The sequence below is a fragment of the Chelatococcus reniformis genome (genome assembly GCF_014640075.1).
In the GTDB taxonomy this organism is placed as follows: domain Bacteria; phylum Pseudomonadota; class Alphaproteobacteria; order Rhizobiales; family Beijerinckiaceae; genus Camelimonas; species Camelimonas reniformis.
The window spans coordinates 700713-718494 of sequence record NZ_BMGG01000001.1; the positions used below are offsets into that span (position 1 = coordinate 700713).

General features: G+C 70.1%; 19 protein-coding genes and 1 tRNA gene. 6 read left to right on the forward strand and 14 right to left on the reverse strand.

The features are described 5' to 3' along the window. Positions 1–275: 275 nt before the first annotated feature. From IEW34_RS02930 to IEW34_RS02955, 6 genes are all read right to left on the reverse strand, one after another. Entirely contained in the window at positions 276–1556 is a 1281-nt protein-coding gene (locus IEW34_RS02930) for a carbohydrate porin (RefSeq protein ID WP_188607606.1), read from the reverse strand. Positions 1557–1574: 18 nt separating this feature from the next. Then, positions 1575–2972 carry a sugar porter family MFS transporter gene (locus IEW34_RS02935; RefSeq protein WP_188607607.1) on the reverse strand — a complete coding sequence of 466 codons (1398 nt, stop codon included), beginning with the start codon at positions 2970–2972 and terminating at the stop codon, positions 1575–1577. 424 nt (positions 2973–3396) lie between these two features. Then, complete coding sequence (locus IEW34_RS02940) at positions 3397–4143, reverse strand: metallophosphoesterase family protein (protein WP_188607608.1); 747 nt, start codon at positions 4141–4143, stop codon at positions 3397–3399. A gap of 82 nt (positions 4144–4225) precedes the next feature. Next, complete coding sequence (locus IEW34_RS02945; RefSeq protein WP_188607609.1) at positions 4226–4516, reverse strand: hypothetical protein; 291 nt, start codon at positions 4514–4516, stop codon at positions 4226–4228. Positions 4517–5151: 635 nt separating this feature from the next. Next, complete coding sequence (trmD, locus tag IEW34_RS02950; RefSeq protein WP_188607610.1) at positions 5152–5919, reverse strand: tRNA (guanosine(37)-N1)-methyltransferase TrmD; 768 nt, start codon at positions 5917–5919, stop codon at positions 5152–5154. An 84-nt stretch (positions 5920–6003) separates the two neighbouring features. Further along, positions 6004–6618 (reverse strand): glutathione binding-like protein, encoded by a 615-nt coding sequence (locus IEW34_RS02955; RefSeq protein ID WP_188607611.1) that lies wholly within the window; start codon positions 6616–6618, stop codon positions 6004–6006. A 66-nt stretch (positions 6619–6684) separates the two neighbouring features. On the opposite strand from IEW34_RS02955, the gene IEW34_RS02960 reads away from it, so the two are divergent. After that, on the forward strand, positions 6685–7317 hold the full coding sequence (locus tag IEW34_RS02960) for a TetR/AcrR family transcriptional regulator (protein WP_188607612.1): 633 nt from the start codon (positions 6685–6687) through the stop codon (positions 7315–7317). Positions 7318–7442: 125 nt separating this feature from the next. Here IEW34_RS02960 and rimM read toward each other — a convergent pair whose 3' ends face one another. The 7 genes from rimM to IEW34_RS02995 all read right to left on the reverse strand — a co-directional run bounded on the left by rimM (position 7443) and on the right by IEW34_RS02995 (position 12649). Further along, positions 7443–8105, reverse strand: a complete 663-nt coding sequence (gene rimM, locus IEW34_RS02965; RefSeq protein WP_188607613.1) for a ribosome maturation factor RimM — start codon at positions 8103–8105, stop codon at positions 7443–7445. 14 nt (positions 8106–8119) lie between these two features. Continuing rightward, positions 8120–8473, reverse strand: coding sequence for a 30S ribosomal protein S16 (rpsP, locus tag IEW34_RS02970; protein ID WP_188607614.1), 354 nt, complete (start codon positions 8471–8473; stop codon positions 8120–8122). Between the two features lie 84 nt (positions 8474–8557). Continuing rightward, complete coding sequence (gene ffh, locus IEW34_RS02975; RefSeq protein WP_188607615.1) at positions 8558–10117, reverse strand: signal recognition particle protein; 1560 nt, start codon at positions 10115–10117, stop codon at positions 8558–8560. Continuing rightward, positions 10117–10332 (reverse strand): eL24 family ribosomal protein, encoded by a 216-nt coding sequence (locus IEW34_RS02980; RefSeq protein ID WP_188607616.1) that lies wholly within the window; start codon positions 10330–10332, stop codon positions 10117–10119. Before IEW34_RS02980 ends, ffh begins: the two co-directional genes overlap by 1 nt. A gap of 299 nt (positions 10333–10631) precedes the next feature. Further along, on the reverse strand, positions 10632–11447 hold the full coding sequence (locus IEW34_RS02985) for an aminoglycoside phosphotransferase family protein (protein WP_188607617.1): 816 nt from the start codon (positions 11445–11447) through the stop codon (positions 10632–10634). Between the two features lie 9 nt (positions 11448–11456). After that, complete coding sequence (locus tag IEW34_RS02990) at positions 11457–12233, reverse strand: VOC family protein (protein WP_188607618.1); 777 nt, start codon at positions 12231–12233, stop codon at positions 11457–11459. A gap of 38 nt (positions 12234–12271) precedes the next feature. Further along, a complete protein-coding gene (locus IEW34_RS02995) occupies positions 12272–12649 on the reverse strand; it encodes a DUF488 domain-containing protein (RefSeq protein WP_188607619.1) in 378 nt (125 codons plus the stop codon). A 148-nt stretch (positions 12650–12797) separates the two neighbouring features. Between IEW34_RS02995 and IEW34_RS03000 the strand changes: the two genes are divergently transcribed. Continuing rightward, positions 12798–13871, forward strand: a complete 1074-nt coding sequence (locus IEW34_RS03000; RefSeq protein WP_244641713.1) for an MBL fold metallo-hydrolase — start codon at positions 12798–12800, stop codon at positions 13869–13871. Positions 13872–13965: 94 nt separating this feature from the next. Here the strand turns inward: IEW34_RS03000 and IEW34_RS03005 are convergent, their stop codons facing one another. After that, entirely contained in the window at positions 13966–14709 is a 744-nt protein-coding gene (locus IEW34_RS03005; RefSeq protein WP_188607620.1) for a GyrI-like domain-containing protein, read from the reverse strand. Between the two features lie 209 nt (positions 14710–14918). Here IEW34_RS03005 and dapF point away from each other — a divergent pair, with 209 nt between their 5' ends. The 4 genes from dapF (at position 14919) to IEW34_RS03025 (ending at position 17768) form a co-directional block, all read left to right on the forward strand. Further along, positions 14919–15794 (forward strand): diaminopimelate epimerase, encoded by an 876-nt coding sequence (dapF, locus tag IEW34_RS03010; RefSeq protein ID WP_188607621.1) that lies wholly within the window; start codon positions 14919–14921, stop codon positions 15792–15794. Then, positions 15791–17050: a tRNA (N(6)-L-threonylcarbamoyladenosine(37)-C(2))-methylthiotransferase MtaB gene (gene mtaB, locus IEW34_RS03015; RefSeq protein WP_188607622.1), complete on the forward strand. Its 1260-nt coding sequence runs from the start codon at positions 15791–15793 to the stop codon at positions 17048–17050. Before dapF ends, mtaB begins: the two co-directional genes overlap by 4 nt. A gap of 142 nt (positions 17051–17192) precedes the next feature. Beyond that, positions 17193–17268 (forward strand) — tRNA-Ala (locus IEW34_RS03020). 143 nt (positions 17269–17411) lie between these two features. Next, a complete protein-coding gene (locus IEW34_RS03025) occupies positions 17412–17768 on the forward strand; it encodes a DUF6481 family protein (RefSeq protein ID WP_188607623.1) in 357 nt (118 codons plus the stop codon). Positions 17769–17782 lie beyond the last annotated feature (14 nt).

Here is a 17782-nt window from a genome sequence, read left to right on the forward strand (position 1 = left end):
TCGGCCTTCCCCTCGTGGGAGGCTGGCCAGAGCCGGCGGAGGGCTTGGTGGGGGTCGGCTTCGCCGGATCAACGCCAGCAGAACATGCCTTGCCGAGATGAGGGCAGGCCAGGTGCAAGGCCGGCCGGCCCGAGGCCCGGACGGCCAGCGACGACCTTGCTGGAGCGTTTCGAGCGAAGTGGACGCCGGTTCGCGTGAAGAAAAGGCGATAAGTCAAACAGATGGAGCGCTTCGGAATCGAAGAAACGCGGAAATGCTCTATTGACCGAAAGCCCTCACAAATTGACCACCGCCTTGATGCCGAGCACCACGGCATCCTTGGCGCTGGTGACACCGCCGGGGTAGCGGATGAGCTGCACGTTGGGCCGGAGCTCCAGGCCGCCGGTAACCTCGACGTTGTAGTAGGCCTCCAGCACGTATTCGGCGCGCTGCACTTGGACGCTGCCGGGCTGGCGCAGGTTGGTGAAGGCCTCGGTCTGGGCGTAGCGGCTGTTGACCTGCGTGCGGCCGAGGGCAACGGCGATGACGTCCCGCGGCCGGCTGTCGAAGACGCCGGTGTAGATGAGGCCGAAGGCGACCTGGTTGTCGATCTGCGAGGTGCGCCGGTCGGTCTGGGTGAAGTTGACGAAGGCGCTGAGGCCGCGTTTGGGGTCGTCGGCCGAGGTGCGCAGCACCTGCTGAAGCACGTGGAAGCTGATGCCGTAGCGGCCCTGCCGCAGCAGCGGCGGCCCGCCGGCCAATGCCAGCGGCAGCCCGACGCGGTTGTAGTAGACGTCGTCGGCGTGGGAGCTGTCGTACCAGACCGTGGCGCTGTAGCTGCCGGCCAGGCCGTTGAAGGTCGGCTGCCAGACGATCTCCGCCGGCATCAGCGCGCCCGTCGTGCCGCTGCCGCCCAGGAAGAAGCCATGATCCTCGGCAATGTTCTTGGGATCCACCTGATAGGCGCCGACCTGCACATAGGCCTCGGCCGAACCCACGCGCAGGCGTGTTCCCCACTGGCTGACCGGCCAGTTGTACCAATAATTGCCGACAAGGTTGCCCGGGGTCGCGCCGCAAAACGTCAGGTTCTGGAAGTCGCATGAGAAAGCGGCGAAGTCTTCGCCGATGGTCATGCGGCCGAGCTTCCACGATACGGCGCCGCCCAGGAGCTGCTGCTCGTACCACATCTGCGTGAGGCGCCAGATGTTGCCGCGGCCGTAGACCTCCTGCACCAATTGCAGGGTGTCGAGGCCCGCGTCGGACGCCAGATTGCGACCGTTGCGGTTGGTCAACGTCACCTGCAGCGTGCCGCCCGCAATCCCGAACAGCCGCCCGAAATCGAGCGTCGTGCCGAGCGCCAGCTGGCCCGCGCCGCGCACATAGCGGTGGTCGCCGCCGCTCACGTTGCCGGCCCCTTCCTCCGTGTAACCGATCTGGAACTCGACGCCGCGCTGCGCCCAGGCACTGCGCAGGCCGCCCCAGTCGCCTAGGAGCTGCGTCGGGCTTTCGGCATGCGCGGACGCGGAGGCGAGCGCCGCGGCGCTGGCAGCCGCGATGGCGAGGATCAGGCGAAGCATCGTCGGCTCCTCTGCCGCTCAAGCCCTGGGCGCAAGCGCCGAGCCGCCGGGCGGATGCGCTTGCGGTGTGGCACCCAGGTCCCGAAAGGGCCGGCCCGAGCGCAGATGCGCTTCGATCGCCTCGAGCGTGACACCGCTCGTCTCCGGCACCCGCAGCCGGGTAAAGATCAGCCCGAGCACGCAGGCGCCGGCGTAGATGGCGAAGACGCCGCCCAGCCCAAGCGTCGCGATCAGGGTCGGGAACGAGAAGACGATGACGAAGTTCATGCCCCAGTTGGCCAGCGACGCGACGCTCATGCCGAGCGCGCGGACCTTGAGCGGGAAGATCTCCGACATCATCACCCAGGGCAGCGGGCCGATGCTGGCGGCGAACGAGCCGATGAACAGGGCGAGGCCGGCGAGCGCCAGCGGGCCGAGCGCCTGCATGTCGGTCAGGGCCCCCACGGCGATCAGGCCCAGCCCGAGGGCGGTGCCGGCGAAGCCCAGGTACAGCAGCCGGCGGCGACCGACGCGGTCGATCAGGGCCATGCCGACGAAGGTCATCAGCACGTTGACGATGCCGATGCCGACGGTCGCCAGAAGCTGCGACGAGCTCGACGTGAAGCCGGCCGCCTGAAAGATGGTGGGGGCGTAGTAGATGACCGCGTTGATGCCGCTCACCTGCTGGAGCAGGAAGAGGCCGATGCCGACCACCAGCGCCGGACGCACCACGGGAGCGAAGAGGTCCGCCCACGTTCCCTCCGCAGCGGACGCCTGGACGGTCTGCGTGATCGCGTTCATCTCCGCCTCGACGGCAGCGTCGCGGGGATCGCTGCCGCGGATACGGGCGATGACGGCGCGGGCCTCGCCCAAACGCCCCTTGGAGGCGAGCCAGCGGGGCGTGTCGGTCATGGCGAACATGCCGAGCGCCAGCGCCAGCCCCGGCACGGCGCCGAGCATGAACATGGTGCGCCAAGATTCGGAAAAGGCGTAGCCGACGAGATACGCGCCGAGAATGCCGAGCGTGATGGCAAGCTGGTAGATGGAGACCAGCATGCCACGGTGTTTAGCCGGCGCATTCTCGGAAATGTAGAGGGGGGCGACGATCGCCGCCAGGCCGATGGCGAAGCCGAGGATGATGCGCGCGGCGGTCAGTGTCCAGACGCCGCCCGCGGCGCCGGCCAGCACGGCGCCGCCGACGAAGATGAGGCCGGCCATGAGCAGCGACGTGCGGCGGCCGAGGGAGGCGGCGAGAGAGCCCGCCACCAGCGCCCCGAACAGGGCGCCGAAGGGGACGGCCGACGTTACCATTCCTTCCATGAAGGGCGTGATACCAAACTGGCCGCGGAGCAGTCCGAGCGCGCCGGCAATGATGCCTTCGTCGAAGCCGAACAGGAATCCTGCCAGCCCCGCGACCGCTGCCACGAGATAGACCATGACGCCCCCTCCCCACGCTCGCCACGCTGACCAGGCGGCACCGCCGGCCGCAGGCGTGAGCGCTACCGTATAGCGTCGCCTATCATCCGGGCCGGTGCTCCACAAGCATAGCATGTAAGTCGATCGATCTGTCGTGCTTGAGCGGGCATTCAACCGCCGGCGCGCAGGGTGAAACCGATCGGAGGGATCCGCCACGCGCGAGCTTCATCGCATCGGCATGTCCGGTCGGTACCGGTGGCGGCGGGAGCGACGCCGGCCTGCGCCGACGCACCTCAAGGTGGGGAAGATCGCCCGGTCTGGAGTATTTCCGCGTTTCTTCGAATCGCCGAATGCTCTATCTGTTTGATTTGCTGCGTTTTCTTTACGCGAACCGGCGTCCACTTCGCTCGAAAACGCTCCTGGCGCGTGCCCCCACGGGGCCGGCTCACAGATTTGCGGTGGAGAGGAAGGCGCGGTCCGTTCCGTCGAGCACCAGCGCGGTCAGGACCCCGGTGGCGAAGGCACCGGTGTCGATGTTGATGCGGTTGGGCCTCACCTCCGGACGCGCCGCGGGAGTATGGCCATGCACTACGACGGCCCCGAACGGCTCGGTCGACAGCAGGAACTCATGCCGGATCCACACCAGGTCGTCCGCTTGCTGGGCCTCCAGCGGCACCCCGGGCCGGACGCCCGCGTGGCAGAAGAAATAGTCGCCGAGCCAGAGGCTCGTCGGCAGCCCTTGCAGCACCGCGATGGCGGACGCTCCCAGGCGATCGCGCAGCGCCAGGCGGGCGGCCTCGTAGCCGGTGCCGCGCGATGGGCGCTCGACGTCGACACCGAACGACGTGAGCGTCTGGAGCCCGCCGTTGCGTCCCCAATGGTCGAGCACCGCGGCGTCATCCAGGAAGGCGAGGAGCATCTCCTCGTGGTTGCCGCGCAGGGGATGGACCGGGGCGGGAAAGTCCCCCTCGACGACCCGGCGCAGCACCTCGGCCGAGGCCGGGCCGCGATCGATGTAGTCGCCGAGCGGGATGATCAGACCGGGCTTGCCCGCGCGGCGCAGATCGGCCTCGATCAGGCCGAGGATCTGCACGAGCAGATCGGCGCGGCCGTGCACGTCGCCGATGGCATAGATGCGCTGGCCAGGCGGCGCCGCCGCAGTCGTGGCCGTGGTTGTCGTCCGGCCGGTCAATGGCCCCTCCTGGCAACGGGAAGGACGGGAGCGCAGACCACCGGTGGGGTCGGGCCGGCGGGACGCGCCAGGCGCGAGGCGCTCAGCGCAGGCGCGAGGCGATCGAGCGGCTGGGCTTGCGCTCCACCACCACCTGCCGAACCGAGGTGCGATGGGCGATGGTGACGGTGGGCGCCTTGGGCCGCCTCAGCACGGCAGCATGGGGACGGACATCGTCCATCGAGATACCCATGAGCCCGGCGGCGATCTCGATGCGCTGCTCGAAATCGTCGCTCAGATCGCTCGCCGCGGCCAGGGCCTCCTCGATGGTGGGGGGCTCGTGCCGGACTTTGATCGGCGGCAGATTTTCGGGGCTCTTGCGGTTCTGTTTCATGGGTCAGACGATAGCACGGATTTGCGGATTGCCGCACTGCAACAAACGCCGCGGTGGAATTCGCGTGCTGCCTGGGGCGAGGCAGTCCGACGGCGTTCGCGGGCCGCCCTTATGTTGCTGTGCGGGGGCCGAACCGCAAGGCCGGCGCCCGGTTTTTGCGTGCCGCTGCTTAAGCGGCGCGGGAGCAGCGCCCCGGCGGCCAGGCCACCGGCGGACGCTTCCCCGCGTCGGGAGGGGGTGTGGATGAGAGAAGGGACTGCGCAGCTCAGCCGAGAGCCGGGAGCAGGCGCGGGACGAGGATCAGGGCGAGGGTGACGAGGGTGATCAGGGCAAAGCAGGCGGCGTTGACGGCCATTGAGGCGCTCTCTTGTTGGGCAGATCGCTGTCTCGGGAGAACGTTCGCGGCAGCGTCCGCACCCGTCCAATGCCATGGCGTGTAGCGCCGAGAAATGTCGGATCGGTAAATAATCGGGCGCAGTCGCAACCCGTCTGCCAGGTTCCCGCCCGGCGTGTTCCCGGCGCAACGGTCGGTCGATCTCAGAGCTTGTTTGGGAGTTCGGCGGCGGAGGGCCGGCGAGGGATTTTCGCCAGGTTTGCCGTTTCAGCAGGGCTCGAAAACCTATTTCAACATCCTGCTAAGGCGCGTCGAACGAGGCCCCGCCAGTTCCCTCGCCGGCGAGCAGATCCGGCCGGCGCGCGCGCGTGACCGCCAGGGCCTGCTGCCGCCGCCAGCGCTCGATGCGGCCATGATCGCCGGACATCAGCACCTCGGGCACGGGATGTCCGTCCCAGTCGCGGGGCCGCGTGTAGTGCGGATATTCGAGCAGCCCGCCTTCGAAGCTCTCTTCGGCGCCCGAGGCACGGGCGCCCATGACGCCGGGGAGCAACCGCACGCAGGCATCGAGCACGGCGAGCCCCGCGACCTCGCCGCCCGAAAGCACATAGTCGCCGATCGACACCTCCTCGAGCGCGCGGGCGCCGACCACGCGCTCGTCGACACCCTCGAAGCGGCCGCAGACGATGGCGATGCCCCGCCCGGCGGCGAGTTCGCGCACGCGCGCCTGCGTCAGCGGCCGCCCCCGGGGCGTCATCAGCAGCCGTGGCCGCGTATCGCCCTCCGGGCAGGCTGCGTCGATCGCCGCCGCCACCACGTCCGGCCGCAGTACCATTCCGGGGCCGCCGCCGAAAGGCGTGTCGTCGACGGCGCGGTGACGGCCGAGCCCGTGATCGCGGATGTTGCGGGCGTCCAGCCGCCAGACGCCGCGCTGGAGCGCGTCGCCGGCGAGCGAATGGCCGAGCGGGCCGGGAAACATCTCGGGGAACAGGGTCAGTACAGTGACCTGCCAGGGCACGGCCGCGCCCGGTGCGTCGTTGCCGGTAGAGGGAATGTCGTCGCCGTTCATGCCCGCGTTGTGGCGCGCCGGGCGCCCGCGGTCAAACCGCGGCGCACCCGGCGGCTGCGCCATCCACTCGGATCGGGAGACGCCCTAAGCTGCCTTGTACTGTTCGTATTCTTCGGCCAGGGCCTTGGCGACCGCCGGGCGCGCCATGAGGCGATCGCGGTAGGCCTTGAGAGCCGGCCATTCGTCGAAGTCGATCTTGACGAAAGAGGCCCAGTTGAGGATCGCGGCGAGATAGGCATCGGCGACGCTGAAGCGGTCGAGCAAATAGTCGCGCCCGGCGAGATGCCGGTCGAGCACCGCGAAGCGCGGCCCGGCCTTGGCCCGCGCGTAGCGCTTGGCGTCCTCCGGCGCCGCCGGATCGAGCAGCGGCGAGAACACCAGTTTGTGCAGCTCGGTGCCGACGAAGCTCAGCCACTGTTGCAGCCGCGCCCGGCCCACCGGGTCGGTCGGCGCCAGGTGCGCATCCGGATGCCTGTCGGCGACGTATTGCAGCACCACCGGGTTCTCGGTGAGGGTCTCGCCGCTGTCGGTACGGATCGCCGGAACCTGGCCCATGGGATTGATGGCGAGGTAGTCCTCGCCCGTCCGCGTGCGCTTTGCCTCGAGATCCACCGCAGTGAAGGTCGGCTGGGCGCCGGCCTCGTAGAGCGCGATGCGGCTGGCCAGGGAACAGGCGAGCGGCGAATAGAACAGCTCCATGGGATCCTCCTCTTTCATTTTTGTACCGTATCGCACATAAATAGCTGGTCAAGGATTTTATGCGATATGGTACAAAATCAGAAAGGCCGCCGCGGCCGGCCCCGGGCCTACGACCCCGACACCGTCCTCGGGGAGGCCACGGCGGCATTCTGGAGCAGCGGCTACGGCGCCACCTCGCTGGACAATCTCAGCGCCGCGACGAAGCTGAACCGGCCGAGCCTCTACGGCGCCTTCGGCGACAAGGGCGCGCTCTATCTCAGGACGCTGGAGCGCTATCGTGATCAGGCGGCCGTGGGAATGGGCGCCGCGTTGGCGCCGGCGCGGCCGCTGCGCGAGGGCCTGCGCCGCGTCTATGGGCACGCGCTCGACCTCTACTTTCACCGCAGCCCGGCTCTGGGTTGCTACATGATCGGCACGGCGACGACGGAGGCGGTCCAGCACGATGAGGTGCGCACGTTCCTGCGCGATGCCCTGCGGCAGCTCGACCGTGGCTTCGAGCGGCGGCTGGCGCTGGCGCGGGAACAGGGGGAGATCGCCGCGACGGCGGATCCGGCGAGCCTGGCCAGGATCGCCTCCGCCATCCTCCACACCCTCGCGGTGCGCTCGCGCGCCGGCGACAGCCGGGCCGAGCTCGAGGCCATCGTCGAGACGGGAATCGCGCTGATCTGCGGCCCCGAGCACATTTCTGCGCCAGCTTAGAGCATTTTCGAGCGAAGTGGACGCCGGTTCGCGTGAAAAAAATGCGACAAAACAGATAAGTAGGGCATTTCCGCGATTAGGAGACACGCGGAAACGCTCTCGTGAATCTCGAGCGCTTGAAAGGCCTACTCGCGTTCCGCCGGCTCGGCATCCGCGAACGGGTTCGCCGCCACCAGCAGGCGGCCGGCCGCGATGTCCACGGACGGGACGACGGCCCTGGTGAAGGGCACCATCACGCTCGCCTGACGGGCATCCGCGCCGGCATCGGCGGGGGCGATCTCGAGCACGTCGCCGGCGCCGAAATCGTGCACCGCCAGCACCCGGCCAAGGGCGATGCCCGCGTGCTCGACCGTGAGCCCCACGAGATCGGCCAGGTAGAACTCGTCGCTGTCGGCCAGCGCCGGCAGCCGCTGGCGCGGCAGGTGCAGCATCAGCCGCGCCAGCGCCTCTGCCGCGGTGCGGTCGGCGACGCCGTCGACGCGGACGACGAACATGTTGCCGTCGCCGCCGGGCGCCGGGCGCCAATCGCTCAGGACGAAGCTGCGCCCGTCCCGCCCGAGCAGCGGGCCGTAGCCGCTGACCGCGGCCGGGTCGGCCGTATGCGACTTCAGCCTGACCTCGCCGCGCACCCCGTGCGGGCGGCCGAACTCGGCCACCACCACGTGGCCGGCGAGGTCGATGGCGGGCCGCGTTGCGGCGCCGCGCTCCGCCGGCGGCACGGGCGGCCGCTGCCGCGGGTCAGCGGCGGCACGCCCGGCCGGGCCGGGCGGCGGACGGCGGGAGCGCACGAGCGCCGCCGCTATCAGGCCGCGGCTTCCTCGCCGGCCGCCTTGGCGGCCGCAGCGGCGCGCTCCTTGGCCTTGGCGCCGGGCTCGGCCTTCTTGGGATTGTTGCGCGCCGGGCGCTTCAGCAGGCCGGCCGCGTCGAGGAAGCGCAGGACGCGGTCGGTCGGCTGGGCGCCCTTGGCGAGCCAGTCCTTGGCCTTCTCGACATCGAGCACGACACGCGCCGCGTCGTCCTTGGCCTTGAGCGGATCGTAGGCGCCGATGCGGTCGATGAAGCGGCCGTCACGGGGCGAACGGGCGTCGGCGATGACGATGCGGTAATAGGGACGCTTCTTGGCGCCGCCACGGGCCAAGCGAATCTTCAGGGACATGGGTTACTCCTTCGGTGTCTTTGGAAATCGCGTTCGAGGTTGCATGGACGGTCGGCGGCAACGCGGGCCGCGGATCCCAAAAGCCTATTTCTTCTTGCCCAAGGGGAAGCCGCCAAGGCCCGGCAGCCCCGCCTTGCCGAGGCCGGGGAGACCCGGAAGGCCCGGCCCCTTGCCGCCGAACCCGGGCGGCATCGGCGGGACGCCGCCGCCCGGCAGGCCGCCGGGGAGCCCGCCCTTGCCCATGGCCCGCTGCGCCTGCTCCAGCATCTCCGGCGTCGGCTGCGGCATGCCACCGCCACCGAGCCCGAACATGTTGCCGAGCGCCGCGCCCAGGCCGCCGCGCCCCCCCTTGCCCATCGCCTTCATCATGTCGGCCATCTGCCGGTGCATCTTGAGCAGGCGGTTGACGTCTTCGACCTTGGTACCGGAGCCCGCGGCGACGCGCTTCTTGCGCGAGGCCTTGAGCAGATCGGGATTGCGCCGCTCCTTGGGCGTCATCGACATGATGATGGCCCGCTGACGCTTGAACAGACGGTCGTCGAGATTGGCGTTGTCGAGCTGCCCCTTGATCTTGCCGATGCCGGGCAGCATGCCGAGCACGCCCTTCATGCCGCCGACGCGCTCCATCTGCGCCAGTTGCTCGGCCATGTCCTCCAGGTCGAAGGCGCCCTTGCGCATCTTCTGCGCCATGCGCTCGGCTTTTTCGGCGTCGATCGTCTCCGCCGCCCGCTCCACGAGCGAGACGATGTCGCCCATGCCCAGGATGCGGTTGGCGACGCGCGAGGGATGGAACTCCTCCAGCGCGTCGAGCTTCTCGCCGGTGCCGACCAGCTTGATCGGCTTGCCGGTCACCGCGCGCATCGACAGTGCGGCGCCGCCGCGGCCGTCGCCGTCCATGCGGGTCAGCACGATACCCGTGAGGCCGACACGGTCCTCGAAGGCCCGCGCCGTGTTGACGGCGTCCTGGCCGGTCAGGGCATCGGCGACCAGCAGCACCTCGTGCGGCTGGGTCACGGCCTTGACCTCGGCCACCTCGGCCATCAGGGCCTCGTCGAGGGTGACGCGGCCGGCGGTGTCGAGCATCACCACGTCGTAGCCGCCGAGCTTCGCCGCCTCCAGCGCCCGCCGGGCGATCTGCACCGCGGACTGGCCGGCGACGATCGGCAAGGTATCGACGCCCACCTGCTTGCCCAGCACCGCCAGCTGCTCCATGGCGGCCGGGCGGCGGGTGTCGAGCGAGGCGAGCAGCACCTTGCGCTTGCCGCGTTCGGTGAGGCGCTTGGCTATCTTGCCGGTGGTGGTCGTCTTGCCCGAGCCCTGCAGGCCGACCATCAGGATCGGCACCGGCGGCACGGCGTCCAGGTCGATGGTGGCGCTGTCGGCCCCCAGCATGGCGACGAGCTCGTCGTGGACGATCTTGACGACCATCTGCCCGGGCGTCACCGAACGCACCACCTCGGCGCCTACGGCGCGGCTGCGCACCCGGTCGGTGAACGAGCGCACGACCTCGAGCGCGACGTCCGCCTCCAAGAGGGCGCGGCGCACCTCGCGCAGCGCGGCGTTGACGTCGTCCTCGGTCAGCGCGCCCCGACGGGTCAGCGTATCGAAGATGCCCGACAGTTTCTCGGAAAGGCTTTCGAACATTATTCGGCGTTCCCTGCCGTCTCGGCCCGGCGCGCGGCCAGCGAGTCCTCGAAATGGCGCACGGCCGCCTCGAACTTGTCGCGGCAGCCTGGATTGCAGAAGCCGACGACGGCGCCGCGGTAGCGCGTGAGTGAATCCGCCGCGATCGGGCGACCCGACCACGGACAGGTCTCGTTCACGGCATCCTCGATCCGCAGTTCCGACGTCGTGTCCATGCTGGCGCCTCGCCGACCTCTCGCACCGGCATATAGGTCCTCGGCACCGGCCGCGCATGCCCGGGCCGAGAACCATGTGCCATGGAGCGCTGCCGATCGGGTTGGAACCACCCGATCGGGGCACGCTCAGCCCAAACACCGATCGCGCCCGAGGGCGCAACGCGCTGTCGGACGTTGACCTCCGGTCGGCCTATGGCCAAACCGGTCGGCGGCTCGCGAACGGCAAGTTCGGGCAAATATGCGCGCTCTATGCAGGCCTCCGCTGTCAAAGTCAAGCAGCGCCTGCACTTCAAGGGTGATCAGCACGCCAGTTCGGCGGCCGCGAGTTCGGCTACGGCGAGAGCGGTAGCCGGCGACAGGCCGTCCTCCATGGACCACACCGCCGACAAGCCCGCCCAGGCGAGCAGCCATTGCAGCAGGCGATACGGGTCGAGCCGGGCGGCGGCCGCGACGATGTCGAGGCGACGGCGCAGGCGCCGCGGATCGGTGGCGACGGCATGGTCGGGGTTGCAGAACAGGTTGGCGAAATCGAAGGCGCGCTCGCCCGCGAGCCCCTTGGGATCGATCGCCAGCCAGCCGCGCCGGCCGAAGTCGAGGATATTGCCGTGGTGAATGTCGCCGTGCAGCACGCACACCTCGCGCGGCGCCGCCAGAAGGTCGCCGGCAGCCGCGGCACACCGTGGCAGGATGCCGCCGTGGCGCCTGGCGCCGGGCTCCAGGGCCCGGAACCATTGGGTCAGCGGCACCAGCCTCGGCCATGGCGCGGGTCGCGGCGCATGCACCTGCGCCGCCACCGCGCAGATGATGGCCGTCGCCTCGTCGTCCCGTCCGTCCCGCGCCATGCGGGCGAGCGAGCCAGCGCCGGTGGCCCGCTCCAGCAGCAGCGCGTCGCCCGTTGCGGCGAGCACGTGGGCCGCGCCGGCGCCGTTCCACCACGTCATCAGGGCGTTGCCGGCTCGCTCCTCGGCCGCCACGGCGACTTTGAGCATGGCCGGCTCGCCGTCGCGCGTGACCGGCAGCAGCCGGCTGCTCGCCGTCGCGACCGAAGCCCCGTCGGGCCGCAGCCCCCAACGCGCCAGATAGGGGGCGCAGGCATCGTCGTCCTCGCCGGTCACGCGGCCGCCTCAGCTCGCCTTGGGCCCGGACAGCGCGAACATCGCTCCCTGGGGATCGCTGCCTTGCAGGATCCAGCCGCCCCCGGGCACCTCCATCGGCCCGTTGACGATCTGGCCGCCGCTGTCTGTCACCCGCGCGGCGGCCGCGCCGACGTCGTCGACATTGAAGTAGTAGAGCCAGAACGGCCGCGGCACGCCCTCGGGCATGTTGAACATGCCGCCGGCATCGGCCCCGGCGATCTGGAACAGCTGGTAGGTGCCCATGGGCCCCATGTCGACCGGCGTCGACTTGGTCCAGCCGAACAGCTCGCCGTAGAAGGCCAGGGCTTTGGGCCAATCGGTCGCCATCAGCTCGTGCCAGCCGATTTGGCCAGGCGTGCCCACCGTAGCCGGCTGCGACGGCATCGGGCTGGCCCATTTGAACAGGCCCAGGACACCTCCCTGCGGGTCGGCCACCATGGAGAAGCGGCCGACGCCCGGGATGTCACGCGGCTGCACGTGCACCGTTCCGCCCAAGCGCTCGACCTTGGCGGTCATCGCGTCCACGTCGTCGGCTCCCACGTAAGCGATCCAGCCGGGTGGCGTGCCCATGGCGCGGGCCTCCTCCGGCAGGTCCATCACCCCGGCAACCGGCGTGTCCGCGACCTTGAGCAGCCCATAGGGAACCTCCGAATTGGCCGCCGGCTGCGCGTCCCAGCCGACGACCTTGCGGTAGAAGGCCTCGGCGGCGGCCCGGTCGGTGGTCATCAGTTCGTACCAGACGAAATGGCCTTGGCTGTCCGACATGCGCTTGCTCCCTCGTTCGACGGGCCGGCCCTCGCCGGTCAGCCGCTGGCTCCCCCCTTCCGCTTCATATAGGCCGCCAATGCAACGGCATTGTTGTGCGCCTCGTCCCTGGCCGCATAGAGCAGCGTCACGGGCCCTTCGGCGGCGATCGTCCGCAACTCCTCCACGGCGGCGGGCAGGTCGTCCAGCTCCTCGCTGTAGGCGGCGACGAACTCGGCCCAGGCCTGCTCCTGATGTCCGGCTTCGGAGAGCGCATGCACGCGCCTGCGCAACGTGTTTGAGGGCGCGATCTCCTTCATCCAGCGCTCCCAGGGCGCCGATGCCTTGGTGAAGCCGCGTGGCCACAAGCGGTCGACGAGGATGCGCGCGCCGTCCTCCGGCACGGCCTGAGCATAGACACGCTTCACGCGGATCACCGGCGATCCTCCCCGTCTTGTGCCTGAGGCGCCCCCGCATACCTTATAGGAACGGGCCGGTGCTTGACCGGCGCCGGCGGGCTCTCGCTCATACGCCGCTCCAGGCCTTTGTATCTGGAGCACGACGCCAGAAAGTGGACGGCGGAACTTGGAGAACAGCAATCCGTCGGGACAGCGCGCGGCGCCGGTCCCACCCTACTACCGGGGCGCGGTCTCGGACCACTTCGACGGGGAGCGCTTCTTCAACCCCGAGCAGCCCTGGAGCAAAACCTTCGTCCAGGCGATGCGCGCTCTGGTCCTGGCGCCCAGGGAACCCTGGCCGGGGGCGTTTCCGAGCCCGTTCCGGGACCGGCCGCCGGCGCGCGTCGACGGCGGACGGCTGCGGGTCGCCCTGGTCGGCCACGCCACCCTGCTTTTGCAGACCCGCGGGCTCAACATCCTGACCGATCCTGTCTGGTCGGAGCGCGCCTCGCCGTTTCCCTTCGCCGGCCCGCGGCGGGTCAACCCGCCCGGCATCGCCCTGGACGAGCTGCCACCGATCGACGTCGTGCTCGTCACCCACAACCACTACGACCATCTGGACCTGCCGACGCTCGCCGAGATCGCCCGGCGCCATCGGCCGCGCATCGTGACGCCGCTCGGTAACGACACCATCATGGCGCGCGGCGCCGCGCTCGAGGCCGAGGCCTATGACTGGGGCGACCGCGTTGCCCTGTCGGACGACGTGGCCGTCACCCTGATGCCCGCGGTGCACTGGTCCGCCCGCGGCGTCCGCGACCGGCGCATGGCCCTGTGGGCCGCCTTCGTGATCGAAACCCCGGACGGCGCGATCTACCACATCGGCGACACCGGCTTCGGCGACGGCCGCCATTTCGCCGACGTCGGCCGCCGCTTCGGCCCCATCCGCCACGCCAATCTGCCGATCGGCGCCTACGAGCCGCGCTGGTTCATGCGCGACCAGCACGTCGAGCCGGCGGAGGCCGTCAAGATCTTCCAGGCGTGCGGCGCGGCCTCGGCCGCCGGCCACCATTGGGGCACTTTCCGCCTGACCGCCGAGGGCATCGAGCGGCCGCCGCAGGCGCTGGCGCGGGCGCTCCCCGCGGCCGGCATCGCGCCCGAGCGCTTCCGGGCGCTCCGGCCCGGCGAGGTCATGGAGGTGCCGGCGCTGGAGAACGGGACGGCTTCCTTGGAGGATGGATCGCCGGGGCATGCCCGGCCCTGACGCGGCCAGGCACGTGCCGCTCGCTTGCGCCGCGATGACCCGGCTTGACCAGGCCTGACCCGGCCATCGACAACCAGACGCGGCCCGCAGCGCCTCACTCGCTCGGCTGGACGAAGATGTTGATCTGGAGGTCCGGGTCGCTCGGGTCCTTGGGATCGGTCCCGTACTCCTCGATGAAGGAATCCTTCACCGCGATGTCCTTGGCGTCGAGATAGGCGGTAATCGCCTCGTAAGTGTTGTCGATGTCGTCGTAGGGCGCGCGATGGGTGAAGCGTAGCGCCTTGCCTGCCGGCGTAGGGCCGAACTTGATGGTGGGCGTGAGCTCGCTCTTGCCCTCCGGCACCGCGGCGATCGGCACCATCGCCTCGAAGCTGAAGCCGGTGTCGTCGGTGTTGACGAAGATCGTCAGAGGCCGGCCCGCGGGCTTGATGCCAGCCTTGACGAGTTCCGACTCGATGGTCTTGAAGGAGGCGAAGATGGTCTTGAAGCCCTCGTCCCAGGTCGTCTTGCCCGAGAGCACCGCCGCTGGCTTTGCCGGCAACACCACCTCGTCGATATTGCCCGAATCGGTCGGGCCCGGCACCAGCGTCGGCAGGCCGCCCACGGCTTGTGTCCCGCCGGCCGCTGGCGGGGCCGGCGCGGGGGCCGCCGGCTGGCCGGTGTCCGGAGGGGCTGGGGGAGGAGCCGCGTCCGCCGGCTTGGGGGCACCCTCGCCTGCCGTGGGCGCCGGCTGCATGGTCTGGGCGGAGGCGCCGCCTGGGCCTGCGAGCGCACCGACCAGCAGTGCCGAGCCGACGAGGGCTGTGATCGCCCCGTTGGAAAGCCGCCGACGTACCATGCGAACTCCGCTGTTCTATCGATGGGCGCTGCCGTTTCCTGCCGGGCGTGACGGCAGGCCGATGGGACCAATCTATGGCGCATCGCTTGCCGATGCGAGCCTCCGTTGACGCCATCGCCCACCGGCAGCGGCCTCGCCTGCAGGGCTTTTTTTGCGGTTGCGAACATATATAGTTATGAGGTCCCGCAAGACGGTTGCATGTCAGATCAATGAGCGCTCTCGACGACCACGCCTTCCTGAAGATGAACGGCCTCGGCAACGAGATCGTCATACTGGATCTGCGTGGCTCGGCGCACGTGGTAACCCCCGCGGAGGCGCGCGCCATAGCCGGCGGGTCCGACTCGCACTTCGACCAGCTCATGGTCCTGCATGATCCGGTGACGTCGCGGGCGGCCGCCTTCATGCGCATCTACAACAGCGACGGTTCCGATTCGGCCGCCTGCGGCAACGGCACGCGCTGCGTCGCCTGGGCGCTGGCCCGCGAGGGGGCGCCGGACGAGCTCGTGCTCGAGACGGCCTCGGGCGCCTTGGCGTCGAGCCGCATCGCGCCCGAGCTCTTCACCGTCGACATGGGCGAGCCGCGCTTCGACTGGCGGGAGATTCCCCTGGCTCGCGACGTCGGCGATACCTCGCTCTTCGACCTGGAGGTGCCCGGCTGGCCGGGTCTGGGGCGGGCGTCTGCCGTCAGCATGGGCAACCCGCACCTGATTTTCTTCATCCGCGACCCGATGAGCTATCACTTCGACACCCTCGGGCCGCTGCTCGAGCGCCATCCCCTATTTCCCGAACGCGTCAACGTCTCGTTCGCGGAGGTGATGTCGCCGACGCACGTCGACCTGCGCGTGTGGGAGCGCGGCGCCGGGCCCACCAAGGCCTGCGGCACCGCCGCCTGCGCGACGGCCGTGGCGGCCGCCCGCCGTGGGCTGACCGAGCGCGAGGCGACGATCACACTGCCGGGAGGCGACCTCGACATCTTCTGGCGCGAGAGCGACCGGCACGTGCTGATGACCGGCCCGGTCGAGCTGGAGTGGGAGGGGCGGCTGCCGGCCTCGCTGCTGCGCCAGCGCGAGAGCGTGGAGGAGTGACCGTCGAGGTCATCACCTTCGGTTGCCGGCTCAACGCATCGGAATCGGAGGCGATCCGCCATCAGGCGATGACGGCTGCGGCCGACCGCGGCGGCGAGCTCTTGATCGTCAACACCTGCGCGGTGACCGGCGAGGCGACGCGGCAGGCGCGCCAGACGATTCGGCGCCTGGCCCGCGAGCGGCCGGCGGCAACCATCGTCGTGACCGGCTGCGCCGCCCAGATCGAGCCCCACGCCTTCGCGGCCATGCCGCAGGTCGCCCGCGTCGTGGGCAACGCCGAGAAGCTCGAGCCGGAGACGTGGCGGGCGCTCGCGCAGCCCGCGGGAGCCGAGCTGGGCCGCACCATCGTCGGCGACATCATGGCCGTGCGCGAGACGGCGGGTCACCTGGCCGCCGGCCATGCCGTCAAGGCGCGCGCGTTCGTGCAGGTGCAGAACGGCTGCGATCACCGCTGCACCTTCTGCATCATCCCATTCGGCCGCGGCCCGTCTCGTTCGGTGCCGATGGGCGCCGTGGTCGACGAGATCCGGAGGCTCACGGCCGCCGGAGCTGCCGAGATCGTGCTCAGCGGCGTCGACATCACCAGCTACGGCGACGACCTGCCGGGCCGGCCGCGCCTCGGCACGCTAGTCCGCCAGGTCCTCAGGCACGTGCCCGAATTGCCGCGCCTGCGGCTGTCGTCGATCGATGCCGTCGAGGTGGACGGCGATCTTCTCGACGCCTTCGCCACGCAGGCGCGGCTGATGCCGCACGTGCACCTGTCGCTGCAGGCGGGCGACGATCTCATTCTCAAGCGCATGAAGCGGCGGCACGGGCGCGCCGACGCCATCCGCCTGTGCGGCGCATTGCGGGCGCTCCGGCCCGACCTGGTGATCGGCGCCGACGTCATCGCCGGCTTCCCGACCGAGACGGAGGCCATGTTCCGCCGTTCGCTCGAGCTGGTGGAAGAATGCGGCCTCACGCACCTGCACGTCTTCCCATTCTCGCCGCGGCCGGGCACGCCGGCGGCGCGCATGCCGCAAGTGCCGTCCACCGCGATCCGCGAGCGGGCGCAGCGGCTGCGCCAGGCGGGCGCCGACGCACTCGGACGGCACCTCGATCGCGAGGTGGGGCGGACGCGGGCGGTGCTGGTCGAGGGCAGGCTGGCGCGTACCGAGGCGTTCACGCCGGTGCGGCTGGCCCGGCCGGAGCCCTACGGCCGCATCATCGACGTCGCCATCGCCGGCCACGATGGCCGCGCCCTTGCGGCGGCCTGACGGCTCGCCCGCAGCGCCCCGGATTCAAGACATCGGGACGACGTCCAGGGGCCGGTCAAGTCATACGGCCAGGACATGCATTCAGGCGCGAAACCCGATTGACACGGGCGCGAGCCCCGCATAAAAGGCGCCTTCCCTGGACGGGGCTGTAGCTCAGATGGGAGAGCGCTGCAATCGCACTGCAGAGGTCAGCGGTTCGATTCCGCTCAGCTCCACCAGGATTGAGCCGTCCGCCAGGACGGCGTCTGGTGTCGACATCGCACCGAAGTCCAAGCCGCGGCAGCGCATGGCTCTGACACCTTGAGGCCTGCGCCGTACGGCAGAGCTTCGGTGGACACGCGTGGCAATTTCAACGGGACCCATGAGCGGCTTCAAGAACAAGCATACCGACAGGCGGGATGATTCCCAGCGCGCCAAGCAGGCGATGCTCGAGCGCTTCAAGGCGCGGCCGACGGCTGACGACCCCGCCATACTGGCGCGGCAAGCCGAACGGCAAGCCATCCTCGAGGCCCGCGCCGCCCGTGAGGCGGAGCGCGAAGCCCGCGCCGCCACGGAGGCGGCCGAGCGCGCTGCCCGCGAGGCGGAGGAGGAGGCTCGTCGCAAGGATGACGAGGAACGCGCTTACCAGGAGCGGCTGGAGCGCGAGGCTGCGCTCGAGGCCGAGCGCAAGGCCGCCCGCGACGCCCGCTACGCCGCGCGCAAGGCGCGCCGCAAGTAGGCGGTCCGCCGGTT

Bases quoted from the DNA above. Each gene is read 5' to 3' on its own strand.
- ffh (WP_188607615.1), bottom strand. From the start codon at position 10,117: ATGTTCGAAAGCCTTTCCGAGAAACTGTCGGGCATCTTCGATACGCTG.
- IEW34_RS03005 (WP_188607620.1), bottom strand. From the start codon at position 14,709: ATGGTACGTCGGCGGCTTTCCAACGGGGCGATCACAGCCCTCGTCGGC.
- IEW34_RS02980 (WP_188607616.1), bottom strand. From the start codon at position 10,332: ATGGACACGACGTCGGAACTGCGGATCGAGGATGCCGTGAACGAGACC.
- IEW34_RS02935 (WP_188607607.1), bottom strand. From the start codon at position 2,972: ATGGTCTATCTCGTGGCAGCGGTCGCGGGGCTGGCAGGATTCCTGTTC.
- trmD (WP_188607610.1), bottom strand. From the start codon at position 5,919: ATGAACGGCGACGACATTCCCTCTACCGGCAACGACGCACCGGGCGCG.
- IEW34_RS02930 (WP_188607606.1), bottom strand. From the start codon at position 1,556: ATGCTTCGCCTGATCCTCGCCATCGCGGCTGCCAGCGCCGCGGCGCTC.
- IEW34_RS02955 (WP_188607611.1), bottom strand. From the start codon at position 6,618: ATGGAGCTGTTCTATTCGCCGCTCGCCTGTTCCCTGGCCAGCCGCATC.
- rpsP (WP_188607614.1), bottom strand. From the start codon at position 8,473: ATGTCCCTGAAGATTCGCTTGGCCCGTGGCGGCGCCAAGAAGCGTCCC.
- dapF (WP_188607621.1), top strand. From the start codon at position 14,919: ATGAGCGCTCTCGACGACCACGCCTTCCTGAAGATGAACGGCCTCGGC.
- IEW34_RS03025 (WP_188607623.1), top strand. From the start codon at position 17,412: ATGAGCGGCTTCAAGAACAAGCATACCGACAGGCGGGATGATTCCCAG.
- IEW34_RS02960 (WP_188607612.1), top strand. From the start codon at position 6,685: ATGGTACAAAATCAGAAAGGCCGCCGCGGCCGGCCCCGGGCCTACGAC.
- IEW34_RS02990 (WP_188607618.1), bottom strand. From the start codon at position 12,233: ATGTCGGACAGCCAAGGCCATTTCGTCTGGTACGAACTGATGACCACC.
- IEW34_RS02945 (WP_188607609.1), bottom strand. From the start codon at position 4,516: ATGAAACAGAACCGCAAGAGCCCCGAAAATCTGCCGCCGATCAAAGTC.